Origin of the sequence: Auraticoccus cholistanensis (assembly GCF_009742705.1) — a bacterium.
Classification (GTDB): Bacteria; Actinomycetota; Actinomycetes; order Propionibacteriales; family Propionibacteriaceae; genus Auraticoccus; species Auraticoccus cholistanensis.
Window position 1 is genome coordinate 248780 of the sequence record NZ_WPCU01000010.1, and the last position, 25499, is coordinate 274278.

The following is a 25499-nucleotide window of genomic DNA, read 5'->3' on the forward strand; positions in this document are numbered from 1 at the left end:
GGCCCCACCTCAGCGGCGGGCGCGGCTCAGCGCTGGGCCTCGATCATCTGGCGCAGCTCCTTCTTCAGCTCGGAGATCTCGTCGCGGAGCCGGGCGGCGACCTCGAACTGCAGGTCGCCGGCCGCGGTGTGCATCTGGGTGGTCAGCTCCTGCACCAGCGCCGCCAGGTCGCTGGCCGGCATCTGGGCCAGGTCGCGGCTGTGGGTGCCGACCTCGCCGACCGGCACGGGCGAGCGCTGCTGCTTGCGGCTGGTGCCGGCCCGGGCCATCACCTCGGCCGTGTCGGCGTCCTCGCGGGCCAGCATGTCGGTGATGTCGGCGATCCGCTTGCGCAGCGGCTGGGGGTCGATCCCGTGCTCGCGGTTGTAGGCGATCTGCAGCTCGCGGCGACGGTTCGTCTCGTCGATCGCCGACTGCATCGACGGGGTGATCTTGTCGGCGTACATGTGCACCTGCCCGGCCACGTTGCGGGCGGCGCGGCCGATGGTCTGGATCAGCGACCGGTCGCTGCGCAGGAAGCCCTCCTTGTCGGCGTCCAGGATGGCCACCAGCGAGACCTCGGGCAGGTCGAGGCCCTCACGCAGCAGGTTGATGCCGACCAGCACGTCGTACTCGCCCATCCGCAGCTCGCGCAGCAGCTCGACGCGGCGCAGGGTGTCCACCTCGGAGTGCAGGTAGCGGGTCCGGACCCCGTTCTCGAGCAGGTAGTCGGTCAGGTCCTCGGCCATCTTCTTGGTCAGGGTCGTCACCAGCACCCGCTCGTCACGGTCGGCGCGGAGCTTGATCTCGCCCATCAGGTCGTCGATCTGGCCCTGGGTCGGCTTGACGACGACCTCGGGGTCGACCAGCCCGGTGGGCCGGATCAGCTGCTCGACGAAGCCGTCGGAGCGCGCCAGCTCGTAGTTGCCGGGGGTGGCGGAGAGGTAGACCGTCTGCCCGATCCGCTCGACGAACTCCTCGAAGCGCAGCGGGCGGTTGTCCATCGCCGACGGCAGCCGGAAACCGTGCTCGACCAGCGTCCGCTTGCGGGACATGTCGCCCTCGTACATGCCGCCGATCTGCGGCACGGTGACGTGCGACTCGTCGATGACCAGCAGGAAGTCCTCGGGGAAGTAGTCGAGGAGGCAGTTGGGCGGTGACCCGGGCTCGCGGCCGTCGATGGGCTGGGAGTAGTTCTCGATGCCCGAGCAGGTGCCGATCTGGCGCATCATCTCGATGTCGTAGGTGGTGCGCATCCGCAGCCGCTGGGCCTCCAGCAGCTTCTGCTGGGACTCCAGCTCGGCCAGCCGCTGCTCCAGCTCGTGCTCGATCCGCCGGATCGCCGCCTCCATCCGGTCGGGGCCGGCGACGTAGTGGCTGGCGGGCATCAGGAAGACCTGCTCGTCCTCGGAGAGCACCTCCCCCGTCAGCGGGTGCATGGTGCTGAGCCGCTCGATCTCGTCGCCGAAGAACTCGACCCGGACCGCCATCTCCTCGTACTTGGGGAACACCTCCAGGGTGTCGCCACGGACCCGGAAGGTGCCACGGGTGCCGGCGAGGTCGTTGCGGGCGTACTGGATGTCGACCAGGCGGCGCAGCAGGAGGTCGCGGTCCATCTCGTCGCCCACCCGGAGGGTGATCATCCGGTTGAGGTACTCCTCGGCGCTGCCCAGGCCGTAGATGGCCGAGACCGTGGCCACCACGATGACGTCGCGCCGGGTGAGCAGCGAGTTGGTGGCCGAGTGGCGCAGCCGCTCGACCTCCTCGTTGAGCGAGGAGTCCTTCTCGATGTAGGTGTCCGTCTGCGGGACGTAGGCCTCGGGCTGGTAGTAGTCGTAGTAGGAGACGAAGTACTCGACCGCGTTCTTCGGGAAGAAGTGGCGCAGCTCGTTGGTGAACTGGGCCGCCAGGGTCTTGTTCGGCTGCATCACCAGCACCGGGCGCTGCAGCCGCTCGGCCAGCCACGCCACGGTGGCGGTCTTGCCGGTACCGGTGGCGCCGAGCAGCACGACGTCCTGCTCGCCGGCCCGGATCCGGCGCTCCAGCTCGGCGATGGCGGCCGGCTGGTCGCCGGCGGGTTCGAAGTCGCTCTCGACCTTGAAGGGGGCCACCTGGCGCTGGAGCTCGGCGATCGGACGCATACCTCGAGACTACGTCCGACCGCCGACAGTTCCGGCGTCGCTCAGAGGTCCTCCAGCATGGAGACCGTCATCGCGCCCCAGTCCTCCAGCGCCTGCTCCTGGTTGGCGTCGTCGGCCAGGGCGAGCGAGCCGACCGCCGTGGTGCCGTCGTCGTTGATCGCCAGCAGCGAGACCAGCATGATCTTGGAGCTGCCGGCCCCGCTCGAGCTGGTCAGCATCACCGCCCCCACGGCCGAGTCGAGGCCACCGCCGACGCCGGCGTCCTCCGGCGCGCTCAGCACCTCCATGTCGGCGAAGGTCTCGCCCAGCGACTCGTGGTAGGAGGCGAGGACCGTGGTCGCCGACTCCCCCTGCAGCCCCTCGGCGGTCTCGCCGAGGAAGATCTCCGAGCCGTTCTCCACGGTGACGAACCCGTTGCTGCTCTCGGTGACCTCCCAGCCCTCGGCCAGGGTGAGCGTGACGCCGTGGCCGACCTCGACCTCCTCACCGGCGCCGCCGCCACCGCCCGGCTCCTCGCTGGGCTCCTCCGACGGCTCCTCGCTGGGTTCTCCGGAGGGCTCCGGGGACGGCTCGGGGCTGGGCTCGCCGCTGGGCGAGGGCTCGGGGCTGGCCGGCTCGGACGCGGTGGGCGTCGGCGTCGGCGGCGCGGGGGTCGAGCTGCCGGTCAGCGCCCAGATGATGCCGCCGACCGCCCCCACCAGCACCAGAGCGGCGACGACGATGCCGATCAGCAGCGCGGGTGACCTGCGGCTCTGGCCGGCGCCCCCCGGGCCGTGCCCGCCGGGCGGGTAGCCGGGCCCGTACCCCTGCGGCGGGTACCCGTGCGGCGGCTGGCCGCCGGCCTGCGGGTAGCCCTGCTGCGGGTAGCCCTGGGCCGGTCCCTGCTGCGGGTACCCCTGCTGGGGGTAGCCCTGCTGCGGATGGCCCTGCGGGGACCCCTGCTGCGGGTACCCCTGCTGCGGGTACCCCGGCCGGGGCGCGCCCGGCTGGGGCTGGCCCTGCGGCTGGCCGGGCGGGGGCGGGTTCTGGCCCCAGGGACCCTGGCTCATCGCTCCTCCTGGTCGTAGAAGCTGTCGTCACCGGCCGGTTCGGCGGGCGCCGGCTGACGCGGCGCGGTCTCGGCCGCCGCCGGGACGGCGTGCCGCTCCGGGTGCAGCGAGTGCTGGACCCGCAGCGCCATCCCGCAGGCGTTGCAGAAGGCGGCGTGCGGCGCCAGCGGCATCTCGCAGCGGCGGCAGAAGTGCAGCTCCGCGTCGTCGCCCACGACCTCACGGGCCTCCGCCTCGAGGGCGGCCTCCATCAGGCCGTGGTGCAGCACGTTGCGGACCCGCAGCACCAGCACCGCGGCGATCAGCAGACCCCAGACGATGCTGACCAGCACGGCCAGGGTCGGGTCGGGCAGGAAGCTGAACAGGTACACGCCGGCGCCGTACAGGACGTTGGCGATCACCGCCTCCGCCAGGCCGCGGACGTAGCGGGGGGTGAAGCCGTCGTAGCCGCGGCCGAGCCCGGAGAACTCGGCGCAGGCGATGCCGGTGGCGGTGCCCATCACGACGGGCTTGACGAAGCCCTCGAGGAAGATCAGCGAGGCCCACATGCCCGGCTCGTCGAGCCCGGCCGAACCCCCGGTCACCAGGTCCCAGTGCTTGACCACGGTGTCGAAGCAGGCGTAGGCGACACCGGAGACGATGCCGAAGGTGAGCCCGTCCATGAGGTCGTCGAACTCGGGGCGGCGCGCCAGCAGCAGCGGTCCGATCTGGCGCAGCGCCTCGCCCACCACCGGGACCAGCAGGGCCGCGATCAAGAAGTCGGTCACCTGGGGCCCGGGCGCCTGCCCGCCCAGCCCGCCGGCCAGCTCACCGATCCGGAAGGTCTCGCCACGCAGCTGCGTCCAGGCCAGGGTGAAGGCGATCGACAGCAGCCCGGTGAGGCCGAAGGCCAGCGCCACCACGGGCAGCGGCTCGTCCTCCCAGAGGTTCACGTCGTAGAGGTAGACGATGTAGACGACCGGGATGGCGAAGGCCGCGATCAGCACGGCCAGCGGCAGGGCGCCGAAGATGGCCGTGACCAGCGCGAGCGTCAGCGAGATCAGCAGCGCCAGCTTGTAGGTCTGCGGGTGCTCGGACACGCCGCGGGGCATGATCGTCGAGACCAGCGAGAACGACGCCACCGGCTCGTCGGGCTTGACGGCGAACGACTTGCGCCGGGCCACGTCGGTGCTGCGGACGTCGCTCCCGCAGTGGTGGCAGAAGTGGGCGACGGCAGGTAGCTGGGTCTGGCAGCGCGGGCACACCACGCGGCACCTCCTCGGTCTGCGGCGGCGGAGGGTCGGATCCGCCAGGGAAAGGGTGGCGCATCCGCGGGTCCCGGCGGCAGGACGACCACCCGGGAGGAAGGTCTCAATTCGGTAACGGCTGCTGCCACCAGGAGACGATCTGCTCGCGGAGCCGTTCCGGGTCGCCGTCGTTGGACCACACGACGTCGGCCGCCCCCAGCCGCGTCTCCCGGTCGGCCTGGGCGGCCACGCGGGCGCGGGCCTCCTCGCCGCTGAGCCCGTCACGCTGCTGCAGCCGCCGCAGCTGGGTCTGGGGGTCGACGTCGACGACCACCACCACGTCGAAGTCGTCCTGCTGCCCGGTCTCGACCAGCAGCGGGATGACGTGCACGACGCGGGCGTCCGGACCGGCCGCCGCCTCCCGCCGGGCGGCCAGCGCCCGCACCCGGGGGTGCACGATCGCCTCCAGGTCGCGCCGGGCCGCGGCGTCGGAGAAGACGATGCGTCCCAGCGCACGCCGGTCGAGCGAGCCGTCCTCCCGGAGCACCGGGTCGCCGAAGCGCTCGCGCACCGCGGCCAGCCCCTCCGACCCCGGGGCGACGACCTCGCGCGCCAGCACGTCGGCGTCGACCACCACGGCACCCAGCTCGGCGAGGACCGACGCGGCCGTGCTCTTGCCCGAGGCGATGGCCCCGGTCAACCCGATCCGCAGCATGCCCGAACCCTACGGGCGGAACTCCCGAAACGCCCTCACCGGCCCGCGTGAGCCCCTAGCCTGGACGCGCCGGAGGACATCACGTGCCGCACGTCGTGGAAGGGGCCGCTGTGTCGTCACCCTCGTCGAGGACACCCGCCCACCCCGCGGGGACGCTGGCCGCCGCCGAGGTGGTGCTGGTGTCCTTCCGCAGCCGGGAGCACGTGGCCGAGCTGCTGCGGAGCTGGCCCGAGGAGCTGCGGGTGACGGTGGTGGACAACTCCGCCGACGTGGACGGGGTGCGCGGCGTGGTGGAGGCCCGGCCCCGGACCCGCTACCTGGACGGCGGCGGGGTCGGCTTCGCCCGCGGTGCCAACCTCGGCGCACGGGCGTCGGAGGCGGAGTACCTGGTGTTCGTCAACCCCGACTGCCGCCCCTCCGCCGACGACCTGGCGGCGCTGGTCCGGGGTCTGGCCGAGGACCCGACCGCGCTCGCCCACGCCGCCACGATGACCGACGCCGAGGGGGCCGTCGAGGCTGGCGTCGGCGGCTGGGAGCCCTCGGTGCCCCGGCTGCTCGTGCACGCCCTCGGGCTGCACCGCCGGCTGCCCACGGGTGGCCTCTTCGCCCGCCCCGCCGCGGGTGAGCACGTGGACGTCGACTGGGTCACCGGGGCCTGCATGGCGGTCCGCGCCCGGGTCTTCCGCGAGCTCGGCGGCTTCGACGAGAGCTTCTACGTCTACGCCGAGGACGTCAGCCTGGGCCGCGAGGCCCGGCGGCGGGGGTGGCGGTGCGTGCTGCGGGAGGACGTCACGGTCAGCCACGGCGCGGGCCGCTCGGGCGCGCCCAGCGCGGAGATGCTGCGGCTGCGGGGCGCCTCCTTCGCCTGGTACCTGACCCGCTACCACCGCCGCTGGTCGCTGCTGCTGCGGTGGCTGATGGTGCTCGGGGCGGTCACCCGCAGCGTGCCGGCCCTCGTCCGGCGGGACGCCGAGACCCTGCGGGGACAGCTCCAGCTCTGCCGTGGGCTGCTCTCCCGCAGGGCCTTCGTCGGCGGCCGCGAGGTCGCCGCCCGCCGCTTCGCGGAGGTGGCCGCGGCCGGCTGAGCCGTGCTCAGCCGGCGGTGACCGAGCGGCGCGCCCGCGCGTCGCCGCTCGCGGCCACGGGCTGGCGGCCCAGCAGGGCCCCCTCGAGGAACCCGAGGCCCCAGCAGCCGTGGACCACCACGAACCCCAGGACCAGGCTCAGCGCCGAGACCTGCTCGCCGCGAGGACGCCGCCGCCAGCACTGCACGCTCGCGGCCAGCACCAGCAGCAGGTAGGGCGCCACCAGCAGCCACAGCGCGGGGCGGCGCAGCCCCGCGAGCAGCACGCCGGCACCGCCCACGACGGCCGCCGGGGGGACCAGGTGCCGGGCCCGCAGCGCCCCCACGCCGTTCTTGCGGGTCATCAGCCCCTTGCCGCGGCCGTAGCGCCGGTACTGGCGCGCCAGCGCCGGCAGCGTCTCGCGGACCTCCCACGAGACGCGCATCTGCGGGTCGTAGCCGATGCGGTGGCCGGCACGGATCAGCCGGTGGTCGAAGTCCACGTCCTCGTTGACCAGCAGCTGCTCGTCCCAGCCGCCGACCGCCCGCGCCGCCGCGGTCCGGGTGACCGCCTGCGAGGCGTGGTCGGTGAGCTGGGCGGTGACGGCGAAGTGGTTGATGGAGTCGCCGATGGCCGCGGGGCTGGAGAGCACCAGCGCGATGGCGCGGCCGACGGGGCCGCGCCCCACGCCGGTGCGGCAGCCCCCCACGGAGGCCATGGCGGGGTCGGAGCGGAGCCGGTCGACCCCTCGGCGCAGGTAGTCGTGCGAGATGGAGCAGTGGGCGTCGAGCCGGGCCACGAACTCCCCCGACGCGGCCGCCAGCCCGATGTTGAGGGCGGCGGGGATGATGGAGCGCGGGTTGTCGAGCAGCCTCACCCGGGGGTCCTCGGCCGCGATCTCGGCGACGATCTCGCGGGTGCGGTCCACCGAGCCGCCGTCGACGACGAGCACCTCCACGTCGACGCCCTCCTGCTGCAGCGCCGAGCGGACCGCGGCGGCGACGCTCTTCTCCTCGTTGAGGGTGGGCATGAGGATGCTGATCTCAGGAATCATCTCGACTGCCTTCCCGGGTCGCCCCGGCTCGGTGGTGGGTGGTGGCGGCCGGCACGGCCGGCGCCGGGTGCAGCAGCTCGTCCAGGACGTCCAGGCCGGGTCCGACGTCGAGCAGCCGCAGGGCGGCGGCCCGGCCGGCTGCGCCCAGCTCGCGCGCGAGCCCCGGCGAGCGCAGCAGGGCCAGGACGTGGTGGGCGAACTCGCCCGGGTCGTCGCTGGCCCGCAGGTCGCGGCCGGGGGTGGTGCCGAGGCCGGCCTGCCCCCGCACCGTGCTGACCACGGGGATGCCCGTGGCCAGGTACTCCACGACCTTGATGTTGACCCCCGACCCCGACACGCTCGGGTTCACCGCGACCGCGGCGCGGCGCAGGTAGACCCCCGGGTCGGGGACGTCGGGGTGGAGCTCCGCCCCCGGCGTCCGGGCCACGAGGGCTCGCACCGCGTCGGTCGGAGCGCGGCCGACCACCTGCCAGCGGGCCGTCGGCAGCTCCTCGCGCACCCGGGGCCAGACGTGCTCGGCGAACCAGGCGAGGGCGTCGTGGTTGGTGCCGACCTGCAGGGAGCCGACGAAGACCACGACCGGCTCCCCCGCCGGCGCCCACGGGCGGTCGGTGACCAGGTCGCCGGCGCCGAGCGCAAAGGTGGGGACGTGGCGCACCGGGACCGCGGAGCGGCTCGCCCGGGTCCGCGCGTCGTCGGCGGCGATGTCGGCGATCCCCCGCAACCAGCTGCTGTGCTCCAGCCGTCGCTCGTCGCGGTCGATCCGCAGCGCCTCGAGCGCCACCGCCCACGACCGCGGCGGCCGGGCGGCGGCAGCCAGCGCCCGGTGGTACGGACCCTCGAGGTTGTGCTGCCGCAGCACTGCCGGGAGCCCGAGCCCCTCGGCGAGCACCCGTCCGATGGCGGTCGACTTGTGCGCGAAGACGACCACGCCGTCGGCGTCGGGGACCTGTGCCCGCACCCGCGGCAGCAGGTCCGGCGGGCAGGGGCGGGAGGCGACCACGTAGGGCGTCCGCGGGTGCAGGGCCGAGACCAGGCCCCGGCGGCGCCCGGTGGTGAACAGCGGTGCCGGCGCCACGAGCTCGCGGATCGCGTCCAGGTCGTCCTCGCGCCCGACGGCAGCGGGGTCGGGGTCGACCGGGACCACCAGGCCGGCCATCCGGCCGGTGTCGACCGCCGCCCGCACGAAGCCGAGGTGCTCGCGCTCGCCGCCGTCCTGGGCGGGCAGGAACGGGGAGCCGGCGACGACCAGCCAGCGGCCACGGCGCACGGCGCTCACCGGGTCCCCGCCATCTCGCGGAGGACCTGTGGAGCGGGAGCCCGTCCCAGCGGCGCGGCCGGGGCCAGCAGGGTCACGGTCAGCAGCGAGCACAGCACCAGCGGCTGCGAGGCGCCCTGCAGCCCGAGCAGCGACACCACCAGAGCCGCGCCCAGCGCCGGCACCGGGGAACGCAGGTGCGCCACGACGACGAGCGCCAGCAGCAGCGCCCCGGCGACCAGCCCGTAGTCGAAGAGCAGCTTGGCGGGGGTGGGGACCAGCAGCCCGTTGATGCTGAGGTCGCTGACCACCCGCTGCGAGGAGCCGGCACCGCGTCCGAACAGCACCACCCACGGGTCCTGCAGCCAGACCGGCAGCAGGTGCTGGTAGGGCTCGACGGCCCGCAGCGAGAGCGAGGACCGCTCCTGGCGACCCTCGCCGATCCGGGACAGCACCGACGCCCCCACCGCCGTGGTGGCCAGGGCCACGCCCGTGACGGCCGCGATCGGCAGGTAGCGGGCGAGCCGGACGAGGTCCCCGCGGAGCACGCTGACCACGACGAACACCGCCAGCAGCGCGATCCCCGACCCGGCCGCCGTGCACACCAGCCCGAGCGCGATCACCAGCAGCTTGAGCTGGCGCTGGGAGGAGGCGATGGCGGCGATGGCGGCGACCCCGAGCATGAACGACAGGAACGAGGGTTCCAGCGCCAGCCAGCCGTTGGCCTTGTAGATCGGCGAGCCGTAGCTGATCGGGTAGCTGGTGACGTAGAGGGGCACCAGGTACTGGCTCGGCACGAGCTCGCCCAGGTAGTCCCGGTACGGCAGCCCGGCGACCTGCGACAGCGTGAAGAGCACCGCCACCGCCCCGAGGGCGACCCCGACGTCGGCGACCGCGGACAGCGCGGCGCGCACCGCCCGGACCGAGCGGTCGCGCAGCTGCACCACCACCGGCAGCCAGATCACCACCCACAGCCCCCAGCTGGTGACGCTGATGAGCGGGAAGTCCAGCAGCGCCACCTGCGGGATGGCCACCAGGGCGCTGGCCGCCGCCGCCACCAGCCACAGCCGCAGCCGGGTCACGTTGAGCTCGAGGATCCCCGCCCACAGGCCGGCCCCCACCCAGAGCATGGTCAGCGGCAGCGTGACCGGGATGGCGAGCCCGGGCAGCGAGAAGCGCTGCAGGCAGAAGTTGGCCGCGAACAGGGTGGCGATCCAGATGGCCTGCCGTCGGGCGAGGCTGCGGCCGGTGGCGGTGCGCACCTCGTCACCCGTTGTCGACGAGGAAGTAGGCCCGCTCCCCCAGCGTGTGCAGGCTGCGGTCCAGCCACTCCAGCCGGACCGTCCGCGGGTCGACCGCGACCAGCAGCAGCACGTGCGGGTCCCGGGCGACCCGGCGGATCACCGTGGGGGTCAGCCGGCTGCTGACGACGTCGATGCCGCCCTGCGGCGGACGGGACGTCTGGTCGGCCGTGAGCGCGTGGACGATGTTGGTCGTCCGCCGCACCGGGTGCCCCGCCTCGCGGAGCGTGTCGGAGACGAGGCGGCAGGCCTGCCACAGCGGCACCGACCCGATCCGGGTGACCAGCACGGTGCGGATCGCGGTGCCCTCCATGGCCACGGTGGGCGCCAGGTCCTCGGTGCGCAGCGCCGGCAGGTTGGGGAACATGCGCCGCAGCCGGCGCAACGACCCGACGCGACCCACCCGCGTGCCCAGGAAGAGGCTGGCCCCCACGCCCAGCAGCACCCCGCCGAGCCCGCTCAGCGCCGCCAGGGTGAGCCGGCTGACCAGGCTCTCGGCCGGCTCGCTCTCCTGGATGACCACCAGCTCCTCGGAGTTGGCCACCAGGTAGCTCTGGCTGGCGGCGAGCGACAGCCCGAGCTGCTCGACGCGGGCCCGTTCCGCCTGCAGGTCCTCCACGCCCCAGTCGGACTGGTCCATCAGCTGGCGGGTGTCCTGGGCGAGCTGCTGCAGCTGGATCTCGGTCCGCTCGGCGCGGAGCTCGACACCGGCCCGGGCCACGGCCGCCGACTCCCGCACCGCCTGCGTCGGGTCGTCGGCGGTGACCGTCACCGAGATGACGTCGGAGGTGGCGGTGGACGACACCCGGGTGCGCGACCGGAGCTCGGCGGGGTCGGCGCCGATGTCCTGGCCGGCCCGTTCGTAGATGCCCGGCGCGCTGAGCTCGCGGACGGCGGTCTCGACGACACGGGCCCGGTTGGTGCTGTCCTGGCTGCTGGCCTGCACGACGAGCAGGGTCTCGGCCGTGGGACGGGCGTCCGTGCCGATCCCGCCGCCGATCAGCGCGCCGGCCAGGCCGAGGCCCAGCGGCAGCCAGAACCAGCGGCGGACGGTCTGCAGCACCAGCCCCGGCGAGGAGCCGGGCCAGGGCGCGACGTGCCGGGCGGCGGAACCACCCGCGTCGCGGACGGCGGTGGTGGGGGCTGAGGTGATGGTCATGGACGTCCTCGATAGGGCTCGGCGTTGCTGGACACGGGTTCGCCCCGGCGCTTGACCACCCGGGCTGGGGCGCCGGCCACCACGCAGTCGTCGTCGACGTCGGTGAGCACGACGGAGTTGGCGGCGACCTGGACGCGGTTGCCGATGGAGACGGGGCCGAGGACGCAGGCGCCGGCGCCCACGGTCACGTCGTCCCCGATGCGGGGCTGCCCCCCGTAGGGCCGGCGGTCGCCCAGGGTGACGTTCTGGTGCAGCACCAGCCGCTCACCGGCCTGCACCTCGCCGCCGACCACCAGGCCGGTGGTGTGCTTGAGCACCACGCCGCCCCCGATCCGCGCGCCGGGCTGCAGCTCGGCCCCCGTCGCCGAGAGCACGCGGGCGGTGAGCAGCAGCGCGAGGGCCCGGGTGGGCCGGTGACGCAGCGCGGCCTGCGCCACCCGCCAGTACACGGCGGCGCGGTACCGCGGGTGGACGGCCAGCCGGGCGGCCAGGCGGGCGGCGGTGACCTCGTGGCCCTCGAACATGGCCACCAGGTCCTCGCGCACCAGCTGGTGCCACGGCTGGCTCGTCCCCGTCATCGTCGCGACCACCTGGATCAGACCGCCGCCAGGCCGGCCGCGGGCAGCTGCGTCGCCTGCTGGGCCCTCAGCTCGTCGACCAGCCGGCCGGGCGGCAGCTCGACGTCGTCGTAGCCGATGACCTCGTCGCGGGCCACGTCGCGCAGCAGCCGGCAGCCCTCGGCGACCCCCATCGGCAGCAGCCGCTGGTCGGCGGTGACGTCGGCCCGCTCCGCCTCGCCGTAGCTGTCGTAGCCGCCCAGGCCGTCCAGCACCGCACCGGCCGGCAGGTCCCGCTTGGCCCGGGTGATCACCTCGACCGTCGGCGCCCCGAGCGGGACGATGGTGGCGTCGCCGAACAGGACCGCACGCGCCACCGTGGTCGGCACCTCGAAGTGGCAGAGGTGGTACGGGGTGTAGAAGCTGTACAGCGGGCCCTTGCCCAGCTTGTAGAGCTCCAGGTAGTGCCGCTGCCGCGAGTCGTCGGAGGTGGCCAGCACGAAGACGCCGGGCCCGGGCCGGCTGCCCACCACGTAGTCGACGAACCCTCCCGAGGAGCGCAGCTCGTCGACGTCGTAGTGGTCGACGAGCTCGTCGACGTGGCCGGCGTGGTCGGCGCCGCGCATGCCGCGGCGCTCCACCGTCATCCCGGTGGCGTTGGCCACGGTGGCCTGCTCCACCGAGATCTTCGTGCCGTCGGCGAAGCTGGTCACCATCCGCGGGTCCTGGCCCCAGCGCTCGGCGAAGCCCTGCTGGGTGGTCGGGTTGCGGAAGCGGTCCTGCAGCCCCTTGACGTTGCCGCACAGCAGCGGGGTGAGCCCGATGCCGCGGACGAAGCGCACCAGGTTCATCTGCACCCCGGGCTGGTCGCCGTCGCAGCCGGTGTAGACCACGCCCCGCTCGCGGGCCATGGCCGCCAGCACGGGGCCGACGGTGGCGTCCACCTCGGCGTTCATGAGGACCACGTGCTTGCCGTGCTCGATGGCCGAGACGACGACGTGGCAGCCGTACTCCACGGCCCCGGTGGCCTCGACCACGGCGTCGACCCCGTCGGCCTCGCAGACCGCGGCCCAGCTCTCGGTGACGACGTGGCCGCCGGAGGCCAGCACCCGCTCCACCTCGGCCCGGTCGCGGGCGTGGCGCGCGTCGGTGACACCGACCTCGCGGTAGGCCCGCTCGGCACCCTCGAGGTGGCGGTTCACCACGGCGACCAGCTCCATGCCGGGCGTGCTGTGCACGATCTGACGTGCCACCCCGCGACCCATGAAGCCGGCACCCACCAGGGCGACCCGGACGGGTCGTCCCTGCGCCTGGCGCTGCTGCAGCGCGCTGTCGACGAGGATCACCGGCCGACCTCCTGCAGCTGCGCCCCGGTGCGCGCCAGCGGCCCCGGCACGGCCTCGGCCCCCGTCAGCAGCGGCCACGAGGCGTCCTTGGCGCTGATGGTGGTGACGGGCAGCGGCCACTCGATGCCCAGCGCGGGGTCGTCGTGGCGCAGGCCCCGCTCGGCGCTGGGCTCGTAGCGACCCGTCACCTGGTACATCACCTCGGTGTCGTCGACCAGGGTCAGGTAGGCGTGGGCGAAGTACGCCGGCACGTAGAGGGCGCGCCGGTTGTCGGCGCTGAGCTCGACGGCGACGTGCTGGAGCCGGGTCGGCGAGTCGGGACGCAGGTCGACGATGACGTCGAGCACCGCGCCGCGGACGCAGCGGACCAGCTTGGTCTCCGGGTGCGGGGCCACCTGCAGGTGCATCCCGCGCAGGGTGCCGGCGCGGTGGTTGCCGGAGAGGTTGCACTGGTCGACGACCGGCTCGAGGCCGGCGGCGGCGAACTCCTCGGCGCAGAACGTCCGCGCGAAGAAGCCGCGGTCGTCCTCGCGGCGCTCGAGGTCGATGACGGCGACGCCGTCGATGGCGGTGGTGCTGATCTTCACGGGACCCTCCAGAAGAGCTTGTCGTCGAGCTGACCGGTGTCGATGAGGTGCTGCAGCTGCAGCAGGCGGGTGTGTCCCCGGCCGGTGAAGGTCTCGCTGTCGAGCTGGATGCGGGCGAACACCTCGTGCAGCTGGCGGGCGCCGCGCACGGCGTCCCACTCGCAGGCGAAGCCCGGCAGCTTGTTCGCGATCTTCTCGAAGGACACCCGGTAGCTCCGGTTGTCCCCGCCGTTCTCGCCGAAGCTGAGCTCGCAGTCGCCGAACTCGGCCCGGACGATCTCGGCGATGTCGCGGACCCGGTAGTTCTGCTCGCTGGACCCGACGTTGAAGACCTCGTTGTGGACGATGTCGCGCGGCGCCTGGAGCACCCGCCGGATCGCCTGGCCGATGTCGAGGGCGTGCACCAGCGGACGCCACGGGGAGCCGTCGCTGACCATGGCGATGCGGCGCGTCGTCCAGGCCAGCCCCGAGAGGTTGTTGAGCACGATGTCGAAGCGCATCCGGGGCGAGGCGCCGAAGGCGGTGGCGTTGCGCAGGAACGTCGGCGAGAAGTCGTCGTCGGCCATCGCCGTCAGGTCGCGCTCGACCATCGTCTTGCACTCGGCGTAGGCGGTCTGCGGGTTCACCGGCGAGGTCTCGTCGACCTCGCCCTCGGCCACCCCGTACACGCTGCAGGAGGACATGTAGACGAAGCGCTCGATGCCGGCCTGCTTGGCCAGCCGGGCCAGGTGCAGCGAGCCCTGGTGGTTGATCTCGTAGGTGATCGTCGGCGAGAGCTGGCCCAGCGGGTCGTTGGAGAGCTCGGCCATGTGCACGACCGCCTCCACGCCCTCCAGGTGCTCGGCGGTGAGGGTGCGGATGTCCTCGACCAGGGTGTACGGGGTGCGCGCCAGCCCGTTCCAGAGCCAGCCGGACTTGTAGAAGCCGGTGTCCACGCCGACCACCTCGTGGCCGTCGCGGACCAGCTCGGGGGTGAGCAGGCAGCCGAGGTAGCCCTCGACGCCGGTGACCAGTACCTTCATGGGTTCCTTCGTCCTTGGTTGTCGTGTGCGGTGCGGCGTGAGCGTGGGGCGGTCAGTCCTGCCAGACCTTCCACGGCGGGTTCCCGCCGTCCCACAGGGCGTTGAGCTCGGTCCAGTCGCGGAAGGTGTCCATGCCCATCCAGAAGCCCTCGTGCTTGAACACGCCGAGCTCGCCGTCGGAGGCGATGGTCTGCAGCGGCCGCTTCTCGAGCATCATCGAGTCGTCGTCGTCGAGGTACTTGTCGATGACCAGCCGGTCGAAGGCGAAGAACCCGCCGCTGACCCAGCCGGTGGCGAGGGTGGGCTTCTCGTTGAACTCCATCACCTGCTCGCCGGAGACGTGCATCTCGCCGTAGCGGCTGCTGGGGTGGACGCCGGTCACGGTGGCCAGCCGGCCCGAGGCCAGGTGCTGCTCGACCAGGCCGCGGATGTCCACCGCGCCGATGCCGTCGCCGTAGGTGAGCAGGAAGAGGTCGCGGTCCAGGTACGGCGCGACCCGGCGGACGCGACCGGCGGTGCCGGTCAGCAGACCGGTCTCGGCGAAGGTGATCTGCCAGTCCTCGGCGCCCTCCGCCTCGCCGTGCCAGGTGGGCGGCTGGTCCGCGGCCAGGTCGAGGGTGAAGTCCTTGACCCGCTCGCGGTACTCCAGGAAGTAGCGCCGGATCTGGTCTCCCTTGTAGCCCAGGCACAGCACGAAGCGGCGGAAGCCGTAGTGGCTGTAGGTCTTCATCACGTGCCAGAGGATCGGCTTCCCGCCGACGTCGACCAGCGGCTTGGGCAGCTTCTCGCTGGCCTCGCGCAGTCGGGTTCCCATGCCTCCGCAGAGGATCACGACCGGGATGTCCGCCGGGTCGAAGGCGGGAGGGGTGGCAGTGCTCATGGCTGGTTCTTCCTTCGTGGTGTGGTCGGGTGCGGTCTGGTGCGGAGTGGTGGTGGGCACGGGCTGCTCAGGAACCGGGGTCGGTGAAGACCGCCACGACCGTCAGCAGCAGGATCTTGAGGTCGAGCCAGAGCGACCAGTTCTCGATGTAGAAGTTGTCGTAGGCGGCCCGGTCGGCGATGGAGGTGTCCCCGCGCAGCCCGTGGACCTGGGCCCACCCGGTGAGCCCGCAGGGCACCCGGTGACGGGCCTGGTAGCCGACGTAGAGACGGTCGAACTCGGCGACGAAGTGGGGCCGCTCCGGCCGCGGGCCGACCAGGCTCATGTCGCCGCGCAGCACGTTCCACAGCTGCGGCAGCTCGTCGAGCGAGGTCTTGCGGATCAGCCGGCCGACGGGACCCAGCCGGTCGTCGTGGGAGATGTTCCACTGCGTCTGGGACTCCGTCTCGTCGACCGGTCGCAGCGAGCGGAACTTGAGGACGTCGAAGCGGCGACCGTCGACGCCGACCCGCTCCTGGCGGAAGATGACGCCGGGCCCGCCCTCGAGCCGGACGGCCAGGGCCAGCACCGCCATCACCGGGGCCAGCAGCACCAGCGCGGTGGCGGACACCACCACGTCGAGCAGCCGCTTGGCCCGCCAGGCCCAGCTGCGGTAGGCGGCCCGCCGCAGCCGGACCAGCGGCATCTCGCCGACGAAGTCCATGTCGGCCCCGACCTGCGTCACCTCGTACAGCCGCGGCAGCACGAACAGCTCGCAGTGGTGGCGGTGGCAGGCGCGGATCATGGTGATCAGCTGGGACTCGGGCAGGTGGCCGTGCGCGATGACCAGCGCCCGGACCTCGTTCTCCTGCAGCACCCGGTTGACCTCGCCGATGCCGCCCAGCAGCGGAGCCGGCAGCCCCGTCGCCGGCTCGGCGAGGTCGTCGAGGAACCCGAGCGGCAGCAGCCCGGTCTGCGGGTTGCGGTCCAGCCGGCCCAGGATGGCCTGGCCCGTCGTGTCGGTGCCGACCACCACGGTGGCGTGGGCCACCACCCGGCGGCGTCGCAGCAGCCGGACCAGCCCGTAGGCGGCCGACCGCATCAGCACCACCCCGGCCAGGCAGAGCGCGGCGTAGTCGAGGCCGGTGAACCCGCCCCGCAGCAGCGTGGAGCCGATCAGCAGCAGGGCCAGCGCGACCAGCCAGGTCTGCGTGATCCGCGGCAGGTCGTCCAGCACCGACAGCGCGAGCCGCGAGCGGTACAGCCGCACCGAGGCGAAGAGCACCAGCAGCAGCGTGCTGAACGCCGCCGCCGACCACCACCCGGTCTGGGTGGCGACCGCCGCCAGCGCGCAGCCCGCCGCGTCGGCGAGCAGGAAGACCGGACGCGTGCCGTCGCGCAGCACGGGCGTCCACCACGCTCCCCGGGTGGGCCCCGGGTCCATGTGCCGCTTGCTCAGCGTCCACGGCCACTCGATCTTGAGCCGCCTCTGCGGCTGACCTGTGACGCGGTAGCTGACCCGTTCCTGAAGTGCCATGCTTGATCCCCCGATCCAAGCTGTGACGAGTAGGTCGACTGCTAGCCGTGCGCCCGGCGCGGCCCTGTCTGCCGGGACCCCGGCGTGCTGCGCAGCTCGGCGAGCCCGAGCGCGGCCTCGGCGGTGTCGACGACGTGGCCGGCGATCGCCAGCGACGCCGTGGCCGCCGGGCTCGGCGCGTTCAGCACGTGGAGGCTGGTCGGCGTGGTGGCGAAGGTGAAGTCGTCCACCAGCCGGCCGTCCGCGGCCACCGCCTGGGCGCGCACCCCGGAGGGCCCGAACACGAGCTGGTCGGAGCGGATCTCCGGCACGTACGCCCTGAGGTCGCGCACGAAGGCGGCCTTGACCACGTCGCGCCAGACCTCCTGCGCCCCGGTGCGCCACCAGCGGCGCGCCAGCGGGACGAAGCCGGGGTGGCGGACCGTCTCCCACAGGTCGCGCAGGTCCACGTCCGAGCGGCGGTAGCCCTCGCGCCGGGTGGCCAGCACCGCGTTGGGGCCCGCCCACACCTCGCCGTCGTGCCGCTTGGTGAAGTGCACGCCGAGGAACGGCAGCGACGGGTCCGGGACCGGGTAGATCAGCCCCCGGCAGAGCCGCCGGGCCTCGGGCACCAGGGTGTAGTAGTCGCCGCGGAAGGGCATCGTGGCCACCTCCGGCTCGCCGTCCATCCGCGCCACCCGGTCCGCGTGCAGACCGGCGCAGCTGATCACCCGACGGGTGGCGAACTCACCCGCGGAGGTCTCGACCACGGTGTGGTCGCCGCCGGAGCGGATGGCCCGCACCTCGGCGCCGTGGTGCAGCTCGACGTCGTCCTGCACCAGCTCCTCGGCCATGGCGCGGGTGACGGCGCTGAAGTCGATGATCCCCGTCCCCGGGCTGTAGAGGGCCCGCAGCCCGGTGGCGTGCGGCTCCACCTCGCGCAGCTCGCGCGGGCCGAGCATCCGCACCCCGGGCACCCCGTTGGCCCGGGCGCGCCGCTCCAGCTCCTCCAGCCGGGGCAGCTCGTCCTCGCGGACCGCGATGACGAGCTTGCCGCAGCGGTCGACGGCGATGCCGTGCTCCTCGGCGAAGCGCTCCATGAGCACCTTGCCCTGGACGCACAGCCGCGCCTTGAGCGACCCCGGGGCGTAGTACACCCCGGCGTGCAGCACCCCGCTGTTGTGGCCGCTCTGGTGCCGGCCCACAGCCGGCTCCTTCTCCAGGACGGCCAGCGACAGCCCCGGCTGGCGAGCGTGGATTTCGCGTGCGGTGGCGAGGCCCAGGATCCCGGCTCCGACCACGACGACGTCGTAGATCTTGCGTGACATGTCTCCCCCGAGACGGGCCAGCGAATCCCCCGTTCGCCGGCCCAGCGGCGGTGCCTCCGAGGGCCCCGCCGGCGCTGACGTTACAACAGCGACGGTGGTGCGCATGCGGACTTGGAAAAGTTCCTGCGAGCTCGTGCGGTTCTGCGAAGGCGTCCGGCGAATCCCGGGCAGATGCGCCCCCCGGCTCCTAGACTCTGGCCCGCCGAGACGAGAGGACGGGTCGTATGCACACCGAGGTGCTGTCCGTGGCCCAGCTGGGCGACCACGACCTCGCCGCCTGGGAGCGGCTGCACGAGAGCCAGCGCGGTCCGGCGAACCCGTTCACCTCGCCGGAGTGGAGCACCACCTGGTACCGCCACTTCGCCCCTGACGCCGACGCGCAGCTGCTGCTGGCCGTGCGGGAGGGGGAGCAGCTGGTCGGGATCGCCCCGTTCTTCCGCGGCGACCTCCGCGTCAAGGGGCTGCTGCTCGCCCGCCGGCTGCAGCTGGCCGGCGCCGGGCAGGGCGGGTCGCTGCTGGAGCTGCCGCAGGTGCTCTGCGCGCCCGGCTGCGAGCGGGAGGTGCTGCGCAGCGTGGTCGAGTGGCTGCGCGACACCGACGACCCGCGCGCGGCGGGGAGCTGGACCGAGCTCACCGTGGCCGACGGTCAGGGCTGGTTCGAGCCGCAGTGGATCGACCACGGCACCGACCGCTCGGCCTTCTTCCGCCACCAGCGGGCGCGGGCCTGCGTGGTGCTCGAGCTCGACGGGTCGTGGGAGCAGACGCTGCGGGGGCTGAAGCGCAACGTCAAGGAGAGCCTGCGGCGCTCGCGCAACCGGCTGGCCAGGCACGGCGGCGAGGTCGAGGTCCGCCAGCTCTGCGAGGACATCGACGTGGCGGCGGTGGACCGCTTCCTCGGGCTGCACCGGGCCCGCGCCGACCTGTCGGGGACGGCCGTGCACCCGGACGCCTTCGCCGACCCGGTCCGGCGGCGGATGATGCGCGAGCTGCTGCCGGCGCTGGGTCGGGCCGGCCGGGCGCGGCTGTGGGAGCTGCACCTGGGGGGTGAGGTCGTCGCCGTCCAGCTGGTGCTGCACGCGCCGCAGACGCTGTACGTGCACTCCTCGGGGATGCGGGCCGACGTCTGGGAGCTCGGGGCGGTGACGCACCTGCAGGAGCACGCCTTCCGTGCCGCGTGCGAGCAGGGCGACCGGTGGGTGAACCTGTCCCCCGGACCCAACCTGGCCAAGCGCCGCTGGAGCGAGCGGATCAGCGTCCACGACGACTTCGCCGTCGGGGTGGGGTCGCGTTCGCTGCTGTGGCGCTACGCGCTCTACGCGGCCGGGCAGGCGCTCACCGAGGTCCGCCACACCGACGCGATGGCCCGCCGGGGCTGACCCCGGACAGGCCCCGGCCGGCCGGCCCGCCCTCACCAGAGGTCGGCGTAGACCTGCGAGGCCCGGGGGTGCTGGACGGGGTCCCAGATGCTGTTGGCCAGGCTGGTGTCGGGTTCGTTGAAGTAGCTCTCCAGCACCAGCACGTCGGCGTTGTCCTCGAAGAACCCGCGCATGCGCTGCATCAGCAGGGGGTTGTCGCCCCTGCCCTGCTCCTGGGGGCTCGCCAGCCCCCACTCCGGCACCGTCATGCCCTTGCCGTGGGCGCGCGCGAAGTCGGCCACGTCGGCGATCCCCACCGCGTCGGCGGGACGCTGCGTGGCGGCCCAGCTCGCGTCGTCCACGGTGACCGTGTGGTACCAGTCGAAGGTGTCGCAGCCGACCACGTCGACGACGTCGTCGCCGGGGTAGAGCAGCTCCAGGGTGTCGGTGCGGGAGTCCTGCCCCCGCAGCGTGGTCCCGCAGGCGACGTCGAAGTCGATGACCAGGTCCGGCGCCACCGACCAGAGCACCCGCACGACGTGGCGGAAGGCCGCCCGGTACTCCACCGCGTCCTGGGCGGTGGCGTTCCAGGGGAACCAGGCGCCGTTGGCCTCCCAGCCGATGCGCACGACCGACGTCCCGCGGCCGCGGTCGAGCAGGTCCTGGGCGACCTTGCGGTAGACCCGGTCGTGCTCCCCGGCCACCACGGAGCGGAAGCTGCCCTCGTCCTGCGAGGGGAGCATCGGCAGGCCGTAGACCAGCACCGCGGGTGTGCTGTCGAAGGTGTCGATGTGCCAGGTGGAGCCGGCGATCTCCTCCCAGGTCCGGTAGGCCGGGTACATGGTGACCGCGTCCACGCGGGTCCCCCGCCACTTGCCGAAGGCCTCGACGCGCTCGCCGGAGGCCACGTCGCCGCCGGCCCAGACGCCGGAGTGCCAGCGTCCGCCGGAGCGGGGGGTGCCGAGCAGGTCCAGCGCCCGTTCCCGCGACGGCGGGACGGCGGAGGGCACCGGCTCCAGGGCCGCCCGCTCCAGGTCGTCCTGCGGCGGCAGGACGAGGGAGGTGCAGACGCCGACCAGCAGGGTCAGCAGCAGCACTCCCCCGACCCAGACCCGCCGGCGGCGTGGCCGCCGGGCGCGGCGCGGTCGGGACGTGCGCGGGTGGTGGGCGTGGGGTGTCTCAGGCACGCTCGTGCTCCGTCGTCTCGTGGTGGGCCAGCAGCTCGCACCGGGGTCCTCGCGGGACACCAGCGCGGGGGACCTGGGACGACATGACGCGGGAGGCCGCCGACCCTGCTTGGCGGCCGGGGCACTGGTCGCACCGGCATCGTCGTGGCTCCCCGAGTCACCTGGCGCAGGCCGATCCCCCGACGGAGCCCGTCGCCAGGATGGTCAATCTACCCCGGCTCGCCGGCGCTCGGACAGGGTCGGGACGAACCGCGCTGCGGCCGGCCGGCGACGGCGACGTGCAGCCCGGGCGCGGTGGCCGTCAGGGGCCCGGACGCGGACGAGGTCCCCTCCGCCGGGCGGAGGGGACCTCGTCAGGTGCGTACCGGGAGCGCTCAGGCGCCGCCGGTCAGCTTCTGGCGCAGGGCCTGGAGAGCCTCGTCGGAGGCCAGCGCGCCACCGTCGGTGTCCTCGTCAGCCGAGCTGGAGCCGGCCGAGGAGTAGGAGGTCTGCGGCGCGGCGGACGCCTGGACGTCGGCGTTCTCGGCCTCCTCCACCTGGCGCTTGTGCGCCTCCCAGCGGGCGTGGGCCTCGGCGTACTGCTGCTCCCACGCGAGCCGCTGCTCCTCGTAGCCTTCCTTCCACTCCTGGGTCTCGGGGTCGAAGCCCTCGGGGTAGAGGTAGTTGCCCTGCTCGTCGTAGCTGGCGGCCATGCCGTACAGGGTCGGGTCGAAGTCCTCGGCGTTGACGTCGATGCTCTCGTTCGCCTGCTTCAGCGACAGCGAGATGCGGCGACGCTCGAGGTCGATGTCGATGATCTTGACCATGACCTCGTCGTTGACGCTGACGACCTGCTCGGGGATCTCGACGTGGCGCTCGGCCAGCTCCGAGACGTGCACCAGACCCTCGATGCCCTCCTCGACGCGGACGAAGGCACCGAACGGCACCAGCTTGGTGACCTTGCCGGGCACGATCTGCCCGATCTGGTGCAGCCGGGCGAAGGCCTGCCACGGGTCCTCCTGGGTGGCCTTCAGCGACAGCGAGACGCGCTCGCGGTCGAGGTCGACGTCCAGCACCTCGACGGTGACCTCGGTGCCCACCTCGACGACCTCGCTCGGGTGGTCGATGTGCTTCCAGGACAGCTCGGAGACGTGCACCAGACCGTCCACGCCACCCAGGTCGACGAAGGCGCCGAAGTTGACGATCGAGGACACGACACCCTTGCGGATCTGGCCCTTCTGCAGCTGGGTGAGGAAGTTCTGGCGGACCTCGGACTGGGTCTGCTCGAGCCACGCACGACGCGACAGCACGACGTTGTTGCGGTTCTTGTCCAGCTCGATGATCTTGGCCTCGAGCTCCTGGCCCACGTAGGGCTGCAGGTCGCGGACCCGGCGCATCTCGACCAGCGAGGCGGGCAGGAACCCGCGCAGGCCGATGTCGATGATCAGACCACCCTTGACGACCTCGATGACGTGGCCGGTGACCACGCCGTCCTCCTCCTTGATCTTCTCGATCGTGCCCCAGGCGCGCTCGTACTGGGCGCGCTTCTTGGACAGGATCAGGCGACCCTCCTTGTCCTCCTTCTGCTGGACGAGGGCCTCGATCTCGTCGCCGACGCTGACGACCTCGAAGGGGTCGACGTCGTGCTTGATGGAGAGCTCCTTGGAGGGGATGACCCCCTCGGTCTTGTAGCCGATGTCGAGGAGGACCTCGTCACGGTCGACCTTGACGACGGTGCCTTGGACGATGTCACCGTCGTTGAAGTACTTGATGGTGGCGTCGATGGCCGCCAGGAAAGCTTCCGGGGACCCGAAGTCGTCGACAGCGACCTGCGGGGGTGCCTCGAGGGAGGACGTCATGTAGTAGGGCTCCGATTGTGGACTGCGTAGCGATCGTGTGCCGGCCCGGCTACGCGTCGTGGGGACGCCCAACGGTGGAGCGGGCCCCGACGGCGGCGTGCGCGCCCCACTCGGTACGAGGGCACGCAGGACACAGCGCCCGCACAGCCTACCCGCGGTCGCGGGGAGTGGGCAAACCCCACCCGCCGGCCGGGGTCAGTGCGCCGCCTCGAACCAGGACCGGCCCGAACCGACCGAGACGTCGAGCGGGACCGACAGCTCCATCGCGCGTCCCATCTGGGTGCGGACCAGCTCCTCCAGCGCCTGCTGCTCGCCGGGCGCCACCTCGAGCACCAGCTCGTCGTGCACCTGCAGCAGCATCCGGCTGCGCAGCCCCTCGGCCGCCAGCGCCCGCTCCACGTTGAGCATCGCCACCTTGATGATGTCGGCGGCCGAGCCCTGGATGGGCGCGTTGAGGGCCATCCGCTCAGCCATCTCGCGGCGCTGGCGGTTGGAGCTCATCAGGTCGGGCAGGTAGCGGCGCCGGCCCAGCAGCGTCTCGGTGTACTCGGTGCGCCGGGCCTGGGCCACCACGCCCTGCAGGTAGTCGCGCACGCCGCCGAAGCGCTCGAAGTACTCCTCCATCAGGCCCTTGGCCTCGCCGGTGTCGATCCCCAGCTGCTGGCTGAGGCCGTAGGCGCTCAGGCCGTAGGCCAGGCCGTAGTTCATCGCCTTGATCTTGGCCCGCTCCTCGGGCCCGACGCCCTCGGGCGGCACCCCGAACACCCGCGACGCGGTGACGGTGTGGAAGTCCTCGCCGCTGCGGAAGGCCTCGATCAGCCCCTCGTCGGCGGAGACGTGGGCCATGATCCGCATCTCGATCTGGGAGTAGTCGGCCGTCAGCAGCGACTCGTAGTCCTCGCCCACCACGAAGGCGCGGCGGATCCGCCGGCCCTCCTCGGTGCGGATCGGGATGTTCTGCAGGTTGGGGTCGGTGCTCGACAGCCGCCCGGTGGCGGCGATCGTCTGCAGGTAGGTGGTGTGGATGCGGCCGTCGTCGGCGACCGACTTGAGCAGGCCCTCCACGGTCTGGCGCAGCCGGATGGCGTCGCGGTGGGCCAGCAGGTGGGCCAGGAAGGGGTGCTCGGTGCGGGCGTAGAGCCCCTGCAGGGCGTCGGCGTCGGTCGTCCAGCCGGTCCGGGTGCGGCGGGTCTTGGGCATGCCCAGCTCGTCGAAGAGCACCACCTGCAGCTGCTTGGGCGAGCCGAGGTTGATCTCCTTGCCCAGGACGTCGTAGGCCGCCTGCTGGGCGGTGCGCACGGCGGTGTCGAACTCCGACTCCAGGGACTCCAGGTAGCCGACGTCCACCGCGATCCCGGTGCGCTCCATGCCGGCCAGGGTGCGCAGCAGCGGCAGCTCGACGTCGCGCAGCAGCCCCACCGAGTCGCGGCGGGCCAGCTCCTCGTCGAGCACCTCGGCGAGGTCGATCACCGCACGGGCCCGCACCATCGAGGCGTTGACGGCGGCGTCGGCGCCGGAGGTGTCGTCGCCGGCCTCGGAGAAGTCGAGCGTGTCCTGCGGGCTGTCGGGCTCGACGTCGATGCGCAGCTCGCGCTTGAGGTGGCGCACGCACAGGTCGGCGAGGTCGAAGCTGCGCTGGTCGGGGCGCAGCAGGTAGGCCGCCAGCTGGGTGTCGGACTCCAGCCGGGCGAGCTCCCAGCCGCGGGACCAGATGGCCAGCAGCGGTCCCTTGGCGTCGTGCAGCGTGACGGCCTGCTCGGGGTCGGCGAGCCAGGCCACCAGCGCCTGCTCGTCGTCGGGGGCCAGCGCCGCGACGTCCAGCCAGCAGGCCGCACCGTCGACCGAGGCGATGGCCAGCCCGCGGACGTCGCCGGTGCCCGCCCCCCAGTGCCCGACCACGTCGAGCCCGGTGCGCTTGCCGGAGGCGTGCTCGGCCAGCCAGCCCGGCAGGGCACCCTCGGCGAGCACCTCGCCCGCCACCTCGAAACCGCCCTCGGGCTCGGCCTCCTCCTGCGGGAGGGTCTCGAGCAGCCGGTCGCGCAGCACCCGGAACTCCAGGGAGTCGAAGAGCTGGTGGGTGGCCTCGCGGTTCCACTGCCGGCGCGTCAGCTCCTCCAGGGTGACCGGCAGCTCCAGGTCGCGCACCAGGGCGTTGACCTGGCGGTTGAGCCGGACGCTGGCGGCGTGCTCGCGCAGCGACTCCCCCGCCTTGCCCTTGATCTCGTGGGCGCGGTCGAGGACGTTCTCGAGGCCGTCGTAGAGGGTGATCCACTTGGCCGCCGTCTTCGGGCCGACCCCCGGGACGCCGGGCAGGTTGTCGCTGCTCTCACCGACCAGGGCGGCCAGCTCGGGGTAGCGGGCCGGCGGCACCAGGTACTTCTCCTCGACCGCGGCCGGGGTCATCCGTGCCAGGTCGGACACCCCGCGCCGGGCGTAGAGGATGGTGACCCGCTCGCTGGCGAGCTGGAGGGCGTCGCGGTCGCCGGTGCAGATCAGCACGTCCATGCCGGCGGCCTGCGCCTGGGTGGCCAGGGTGCCGATGATGTCGTCGGCCTCCCAGCCCTCGAGCTCGACGTGGACGATGTTGAGCGCGTCCAGGACCTCCTTGACCAGACCGACCTGACCCTTGAACTCGTTGGGCGAGGTGCTGCGGTTGGCCTTGTAGTCGGTGTACAGCTCGGTGCGGAAGGTGGTGCGGGAGACGTCGAAGGCGACCGCCACGTGGGTGGGCCGCTCGTCGCGCAGCACGTTGATCAGCATCGAGGTGAACCCGAACACCGCGTTGGTGTGCTGGCCGGTGACGGTGGAGAAGTTCTCGACCGGGAGGGCGAAGAAGGCGCGGTAGGCCATCGAGTGCCCGTCGATCAGCAGCAGGCGGGGCCGTTCGGCGTCGGCTGCGGGAGCGGGCGAGTTCGTCGTGACCACGTCGCGACTCTAGCGTCCGGCTCTGACAGAGTG

The 25499-nt window shown here is 73.0% G+C and carries 20 protein-coding genes; 2 read left to right on the forward strand and 18 right to left on the reverse strand.

Translation table 11 applies throughout. The annotated features are described in order from the left end of the window. Nucleotides 1-26 precede the first annotated feature (26 nt). The 4 genes from uvrB to coaE all read right to left on the reverse strand — a co-directional run bounded on the left by uvrB (nt 27) and on the right by coaE (nt 5110). Nucleotides 27-2120, reverse strand: a complete 2094-nt coding sequence (uvrB, locus tag GC722_RS14675; RefSeq protein ID WP_156611409.1) for an excinuclease ABC subunit UvrB — start codon at nt 2118-2120, stop codon at nt 27-29. 41 nt (nt 2121-2161) lie between these two features. Further along, entirely contained in the window at nt 2162-3169 is a 1008-nt protein-coding gene (locus tag GC722_RS14680; protein WP_156611411.1) for a proline-rich domain-containing protein, read from the reverse strand. Next, on the reverse strand, nt 3166-4416 hold the full coding sequence (locus GC722_RS14685; protein ID WP_331714883.1) for a zinc-ribbon domain-containing protein: 1251 nt from the start codon (nt 4414-4416) through the stop codon (nt 3166-3168). Before GC722_RS14685 ends, GC722_RS14680 begins: the two co-directional genes overlap by 4 nt. A gap of 103 nt (nt 4417-4519) precedes the next feature. After that, nucleotides 4520-5110 (reverse strand): dephospho-CoA kinase, encoded by a 591-nt coding sequence (coaE, locus tag GC722_RS14690; protein ID WP_156611413.1) that lies wholly within the window; start codon nt 5108-5110, stop codon nt 4520-4522. Between the two features lie 110 nt (nt 5111-5220). Here coaE and GC722_RS14695 point away from each other — a divergent pair, with 110 nt between their 5' ends. Continuing rightward, complete coding sequence (locus tag GC722_RS14695) at nt 5221-6195, forward strand: glycosyltransferase family 2 protein (RefSeq protein ID WP_197430185.1); 975 nt, start codon at nt 5221-5223, stop codon at nt 6193-6195. Nucleotides 6196-6202: 7 nt separating this feature from the next. On the opposite strand, the gene GC722_RS14700 is transcribed toward GC722_RS14695, so the two are convergent. The 11 genes from GC722_RS14700 to lhgO form a co-directional block, all read right to left on the reverse strand. Beyond that, nucleotides 6203-7228, reverse strand: a complete 1026-nt coding sequence (locus GC722_RS14700) for a glycosyltransferase family 2 protein (RefSeq protein ID WP_156611414.1) — start codon at nt 7226-7228, stop codon at nt 6203-6205. Beyond that, complete coding sequence (locus GC722_RS14705; protein ID WP_156611416.1) at nt 7218-8507, reverse strand: glycosyltransferase; 1290 nt, start codon at nt 8505-8507, stop codon at nt 7218-7220. The genes GC722_RS14700 and GC722_RS14705 overlap by 11 nt, the downstream gene beginning before the upstream one ends. Beyond that, on the reverse strand, nt 8504-9748 hold the full coding sequence (locus tag GC722_RS14710) for a hypothetical protein (protein ID WP_156611418.1): 1245 nt from the start codon (nt 9746-9748) through the stop codon (nt 8504-8506). The genes GC722_RS14705 and GC722_RS14710 overlap by 4 nt, the downstream gene beginning before the upstream one ends. Before the next feature lie 4 nt (nt 9749-9752). Continuing rightward, nucleotides 9753-10946, reverse strand: coding sequence for a YveK family protein (locus GC722_RS14715; protein ID WP_156611420.1), 1194 nt, complete (start codon nt 10944-10946; stop codon nt 9753-9755). Beyond that, nucleotides 10943-11524, reverse strand: a complete 582-nt coding sequence (locus GC722_RS14720; RefSeq protein WP_156611422.1) for a serine O-acetyltransferase — start codon at nt 11522-11524, stop codon at nt 10943-10945. The genes GC722_RS14715 and GC722_RS14720 overlap by 4 nt, the downstream gene beginning before the upstream one ends. 17 nt (nt 11525-11541) lie before the next feature. Next, nucleotides 11542-12849 (reverse strand): NAD(P)H-dependent oxidoreductase, encoded by a 1308-nt coding sequence (locus GC722_RS14725; protein WP_197430186.1) that lies wholly within the window; start codon nt 12847-12849, stop codon nt 11542-11544. Continuing rightward, nucleotides 12846-13436 (reverse strand): dTDP-4-dehydrorhamnose 3,5-epimerase, encoded by a 591-nt coding sequence (rfbC, locus tag GC722_RS14730; RefSeq protein ID WP_197430187.1) that lies wholly within the window; start codon nt 13434-13436, stop codon nt 12846-12848. Before rfbC ends, GC722_RS14725 begins: the two co-directional genes overlap by 4 nt. Further along, nucleotides 13433-14458 carry an NAD-dependent epimerase/dehydratase family protein gene (locus tag GC722_RS14735; RefSeq protein WP_156611424.1) on the reverse strand — a complete coding sequence of 342 codons (1026 nt, stop codon included), beginning with the start codon at nt 14456-14458 and terminating at the stop codon, nt 13433-13435. Before GC722_RS14735 ends, rfbC begins: the two co-directional genes overlap by 4 nt. A gap of 52 nt (nt 14459-14510) precedes the next feature. Next, nucleotides 14511-15338, reverse strand: a complete 828-nt coding sequence (locus GC722_RS14740) for a glucose-1-phosphate cytidylyltransferase (protein WP_156611426.1) — start codon at nt 15336-15338, stop codon at nt 14511-14513. Nucleotides 15339-15405: 67 nt separating this feature from the next. Further along, on the reverse strand, nt 15406-16854 hold the full coding sequence (locus tag GC722_RS14745; RefSeq protein ID WP_156611428.1) for a sugar transferase: 1449 nt from the start codon (nt 16852-16854) through the stop codon (nt 15406-15408). Between the two features lie 41 nt (nt 16855-16895). Continuing rightward, nucleotides 16896-18161 (reverse strand): L-2-hydroxyglutarate oxidase, encoded by a 1266-nt coding sequence (gene lhgO / locus GC722_RS14750; RefSeq protein ID WP_156611430.1) that lies wholly within the window; start codon nt 18159-18161, stop codon nt 16896-16898. A gap of 224 nt (nt 18162-18385) precedes the next feature. Between lhgO and GC722_RS14755 the strand changes: the two genes are divergently transcribed. Then, nucleotides 18386-19537 carry a GNAT family N-acetyltransferase gene (locus tag GC722_RS14755; RefSeq protein WP_156611432.1) on the forward strand — a complete coding sequence of 384 codons (1152 nt, stop codon included), beginning with the start codon at nt 18386-18388 and terminating at the stop codon, nt 19535-19537. Between the two features lie 32 nt (nt 19538-19569). On the opposite strand, the gene GC722_RS19355 is transcribed toward GC722_RS14755, so the two are convergent. From GC722_RS19355 to polA, 3 genes are all read right to left on the reverse strand, one after another. Beyond that, nucleotides 19570-20703 (reverse strand): glycosyl hydrolase, encoded by a 1134-nt coding sequence (locus GC722_RS19355; protein WP_156611434.1) that lies wholly within the window; start codon nt 20701-20703, stop codon nt 19570-19572. 374 nt (nt 20704-21077) lie between these two features. Beyond that, nucleotides 21078-22541: a 30S ribosomal protein S1 gene (gene rpsA / locus GC722_RS14765; RefSeq protein WP_156611436.1), complete on the reverse strand. Its 1464-nt coding sequence runs from the start codon at nt 22539-22541 to the stop codon at nt 21078-21080. A 195-nt stretch (nt 22542-22736) separates the two neighbouring features. Beyond that, entirely contained in the window at nt 22737-25466 is a 2730-nt protein-coding gene (gene polA / locus GC722_RS14770) for a DNA polymerase I (protein WP_331714884.1), read from the reverse strand. Nucleotides 25467-25499: the final 33 nt, after the last annotated feature.

Bases quoted from the DNA above. Each gene is read 5' to 3' on its own strand.
- uvrB (WP_156611409.1), bottom strand. From the start codon at position 2,120: ATGCGTCCGATCGCCGAGCTCCAGCGCCAGGTGGCCCCCTTCAAGGTC.
- GC722_RS14680 (WP_156611411.1), bottom strand. From the start codon at position 3,169: ATGAGCCAGGGTCCCTGGGGCCAGAACCCGCCCCCGCCCGGCCAGCCG.
- coaE (WP_156611413.1), bottom strand. From the start codon at position 5,110: ATGCTGCGGATCGGGTTGACCGGGGCCATCGCCTCGGGCAAGAGCACG.
- GC722_RS14700 (WP_156611414.1), bottom strand. From the start codon at position 7,228: ATGATTCCTGAGATCAGCATCCTCATGCCCACCCTCAACGAGGAGAAG.
- GC722_RS14715 (WP_156611420.1), bottom strand. From the start codon at position 10,946: ATGACCATCACCTCAGCCCCCACCACCGCCGTCCGCGACGCGGGTGGT.
- GC722_RS14720 (WP_156611422.1), bottom strand. From the start codon at position 11,524: ATGACGGGGACGAGCCAGCCGTGGCACCAGCTGGTGCGCGAGGACCTG.
- GC722_RS14735 (WP_156611424.1), bottom strand. From the start codon at position 14,458: ATGAAGGTACTGGTCACCGGCGTCGAGGGCTACCTCGGCTGCCTGCTC.
- GC722_RS14740 (WP_156611426.1), bottom strand. From the start codon at position 15,338: ATGAGCACTGCCACCCCTCCCGCCTTCGACCCGGCGGACATCCCGGTC.
- GC722_RS14745 (WP_156611428.1), bottom strand. From the start codon at position 16,854: ATGGCACTTCAGGAACGGGTCAGCTACCGCGTCACAGGTCAGCCGCAG.
- lhgO (WP_156611430.1), bottom strand. From the start codon at position 18,161: ATGTCACGCAAGATCTACGACGTCGTCGTGGTCGGAGCCGGGATCCTG.
- GC722_RS14755 (WP_156611432.1), top strand. From the start codon at position 18,386: ATGCACACCGAGGTGCTGTCCGTGGCCCAGCTGGGCGACCACGACCTC.
- rpsA (WP_156611436.1), bottom strand. From the start codon at position 22,541: ATGACGTCCTCCCTCGAGGCACCCCCGCAGGTCGCTGTCGACGACTTC.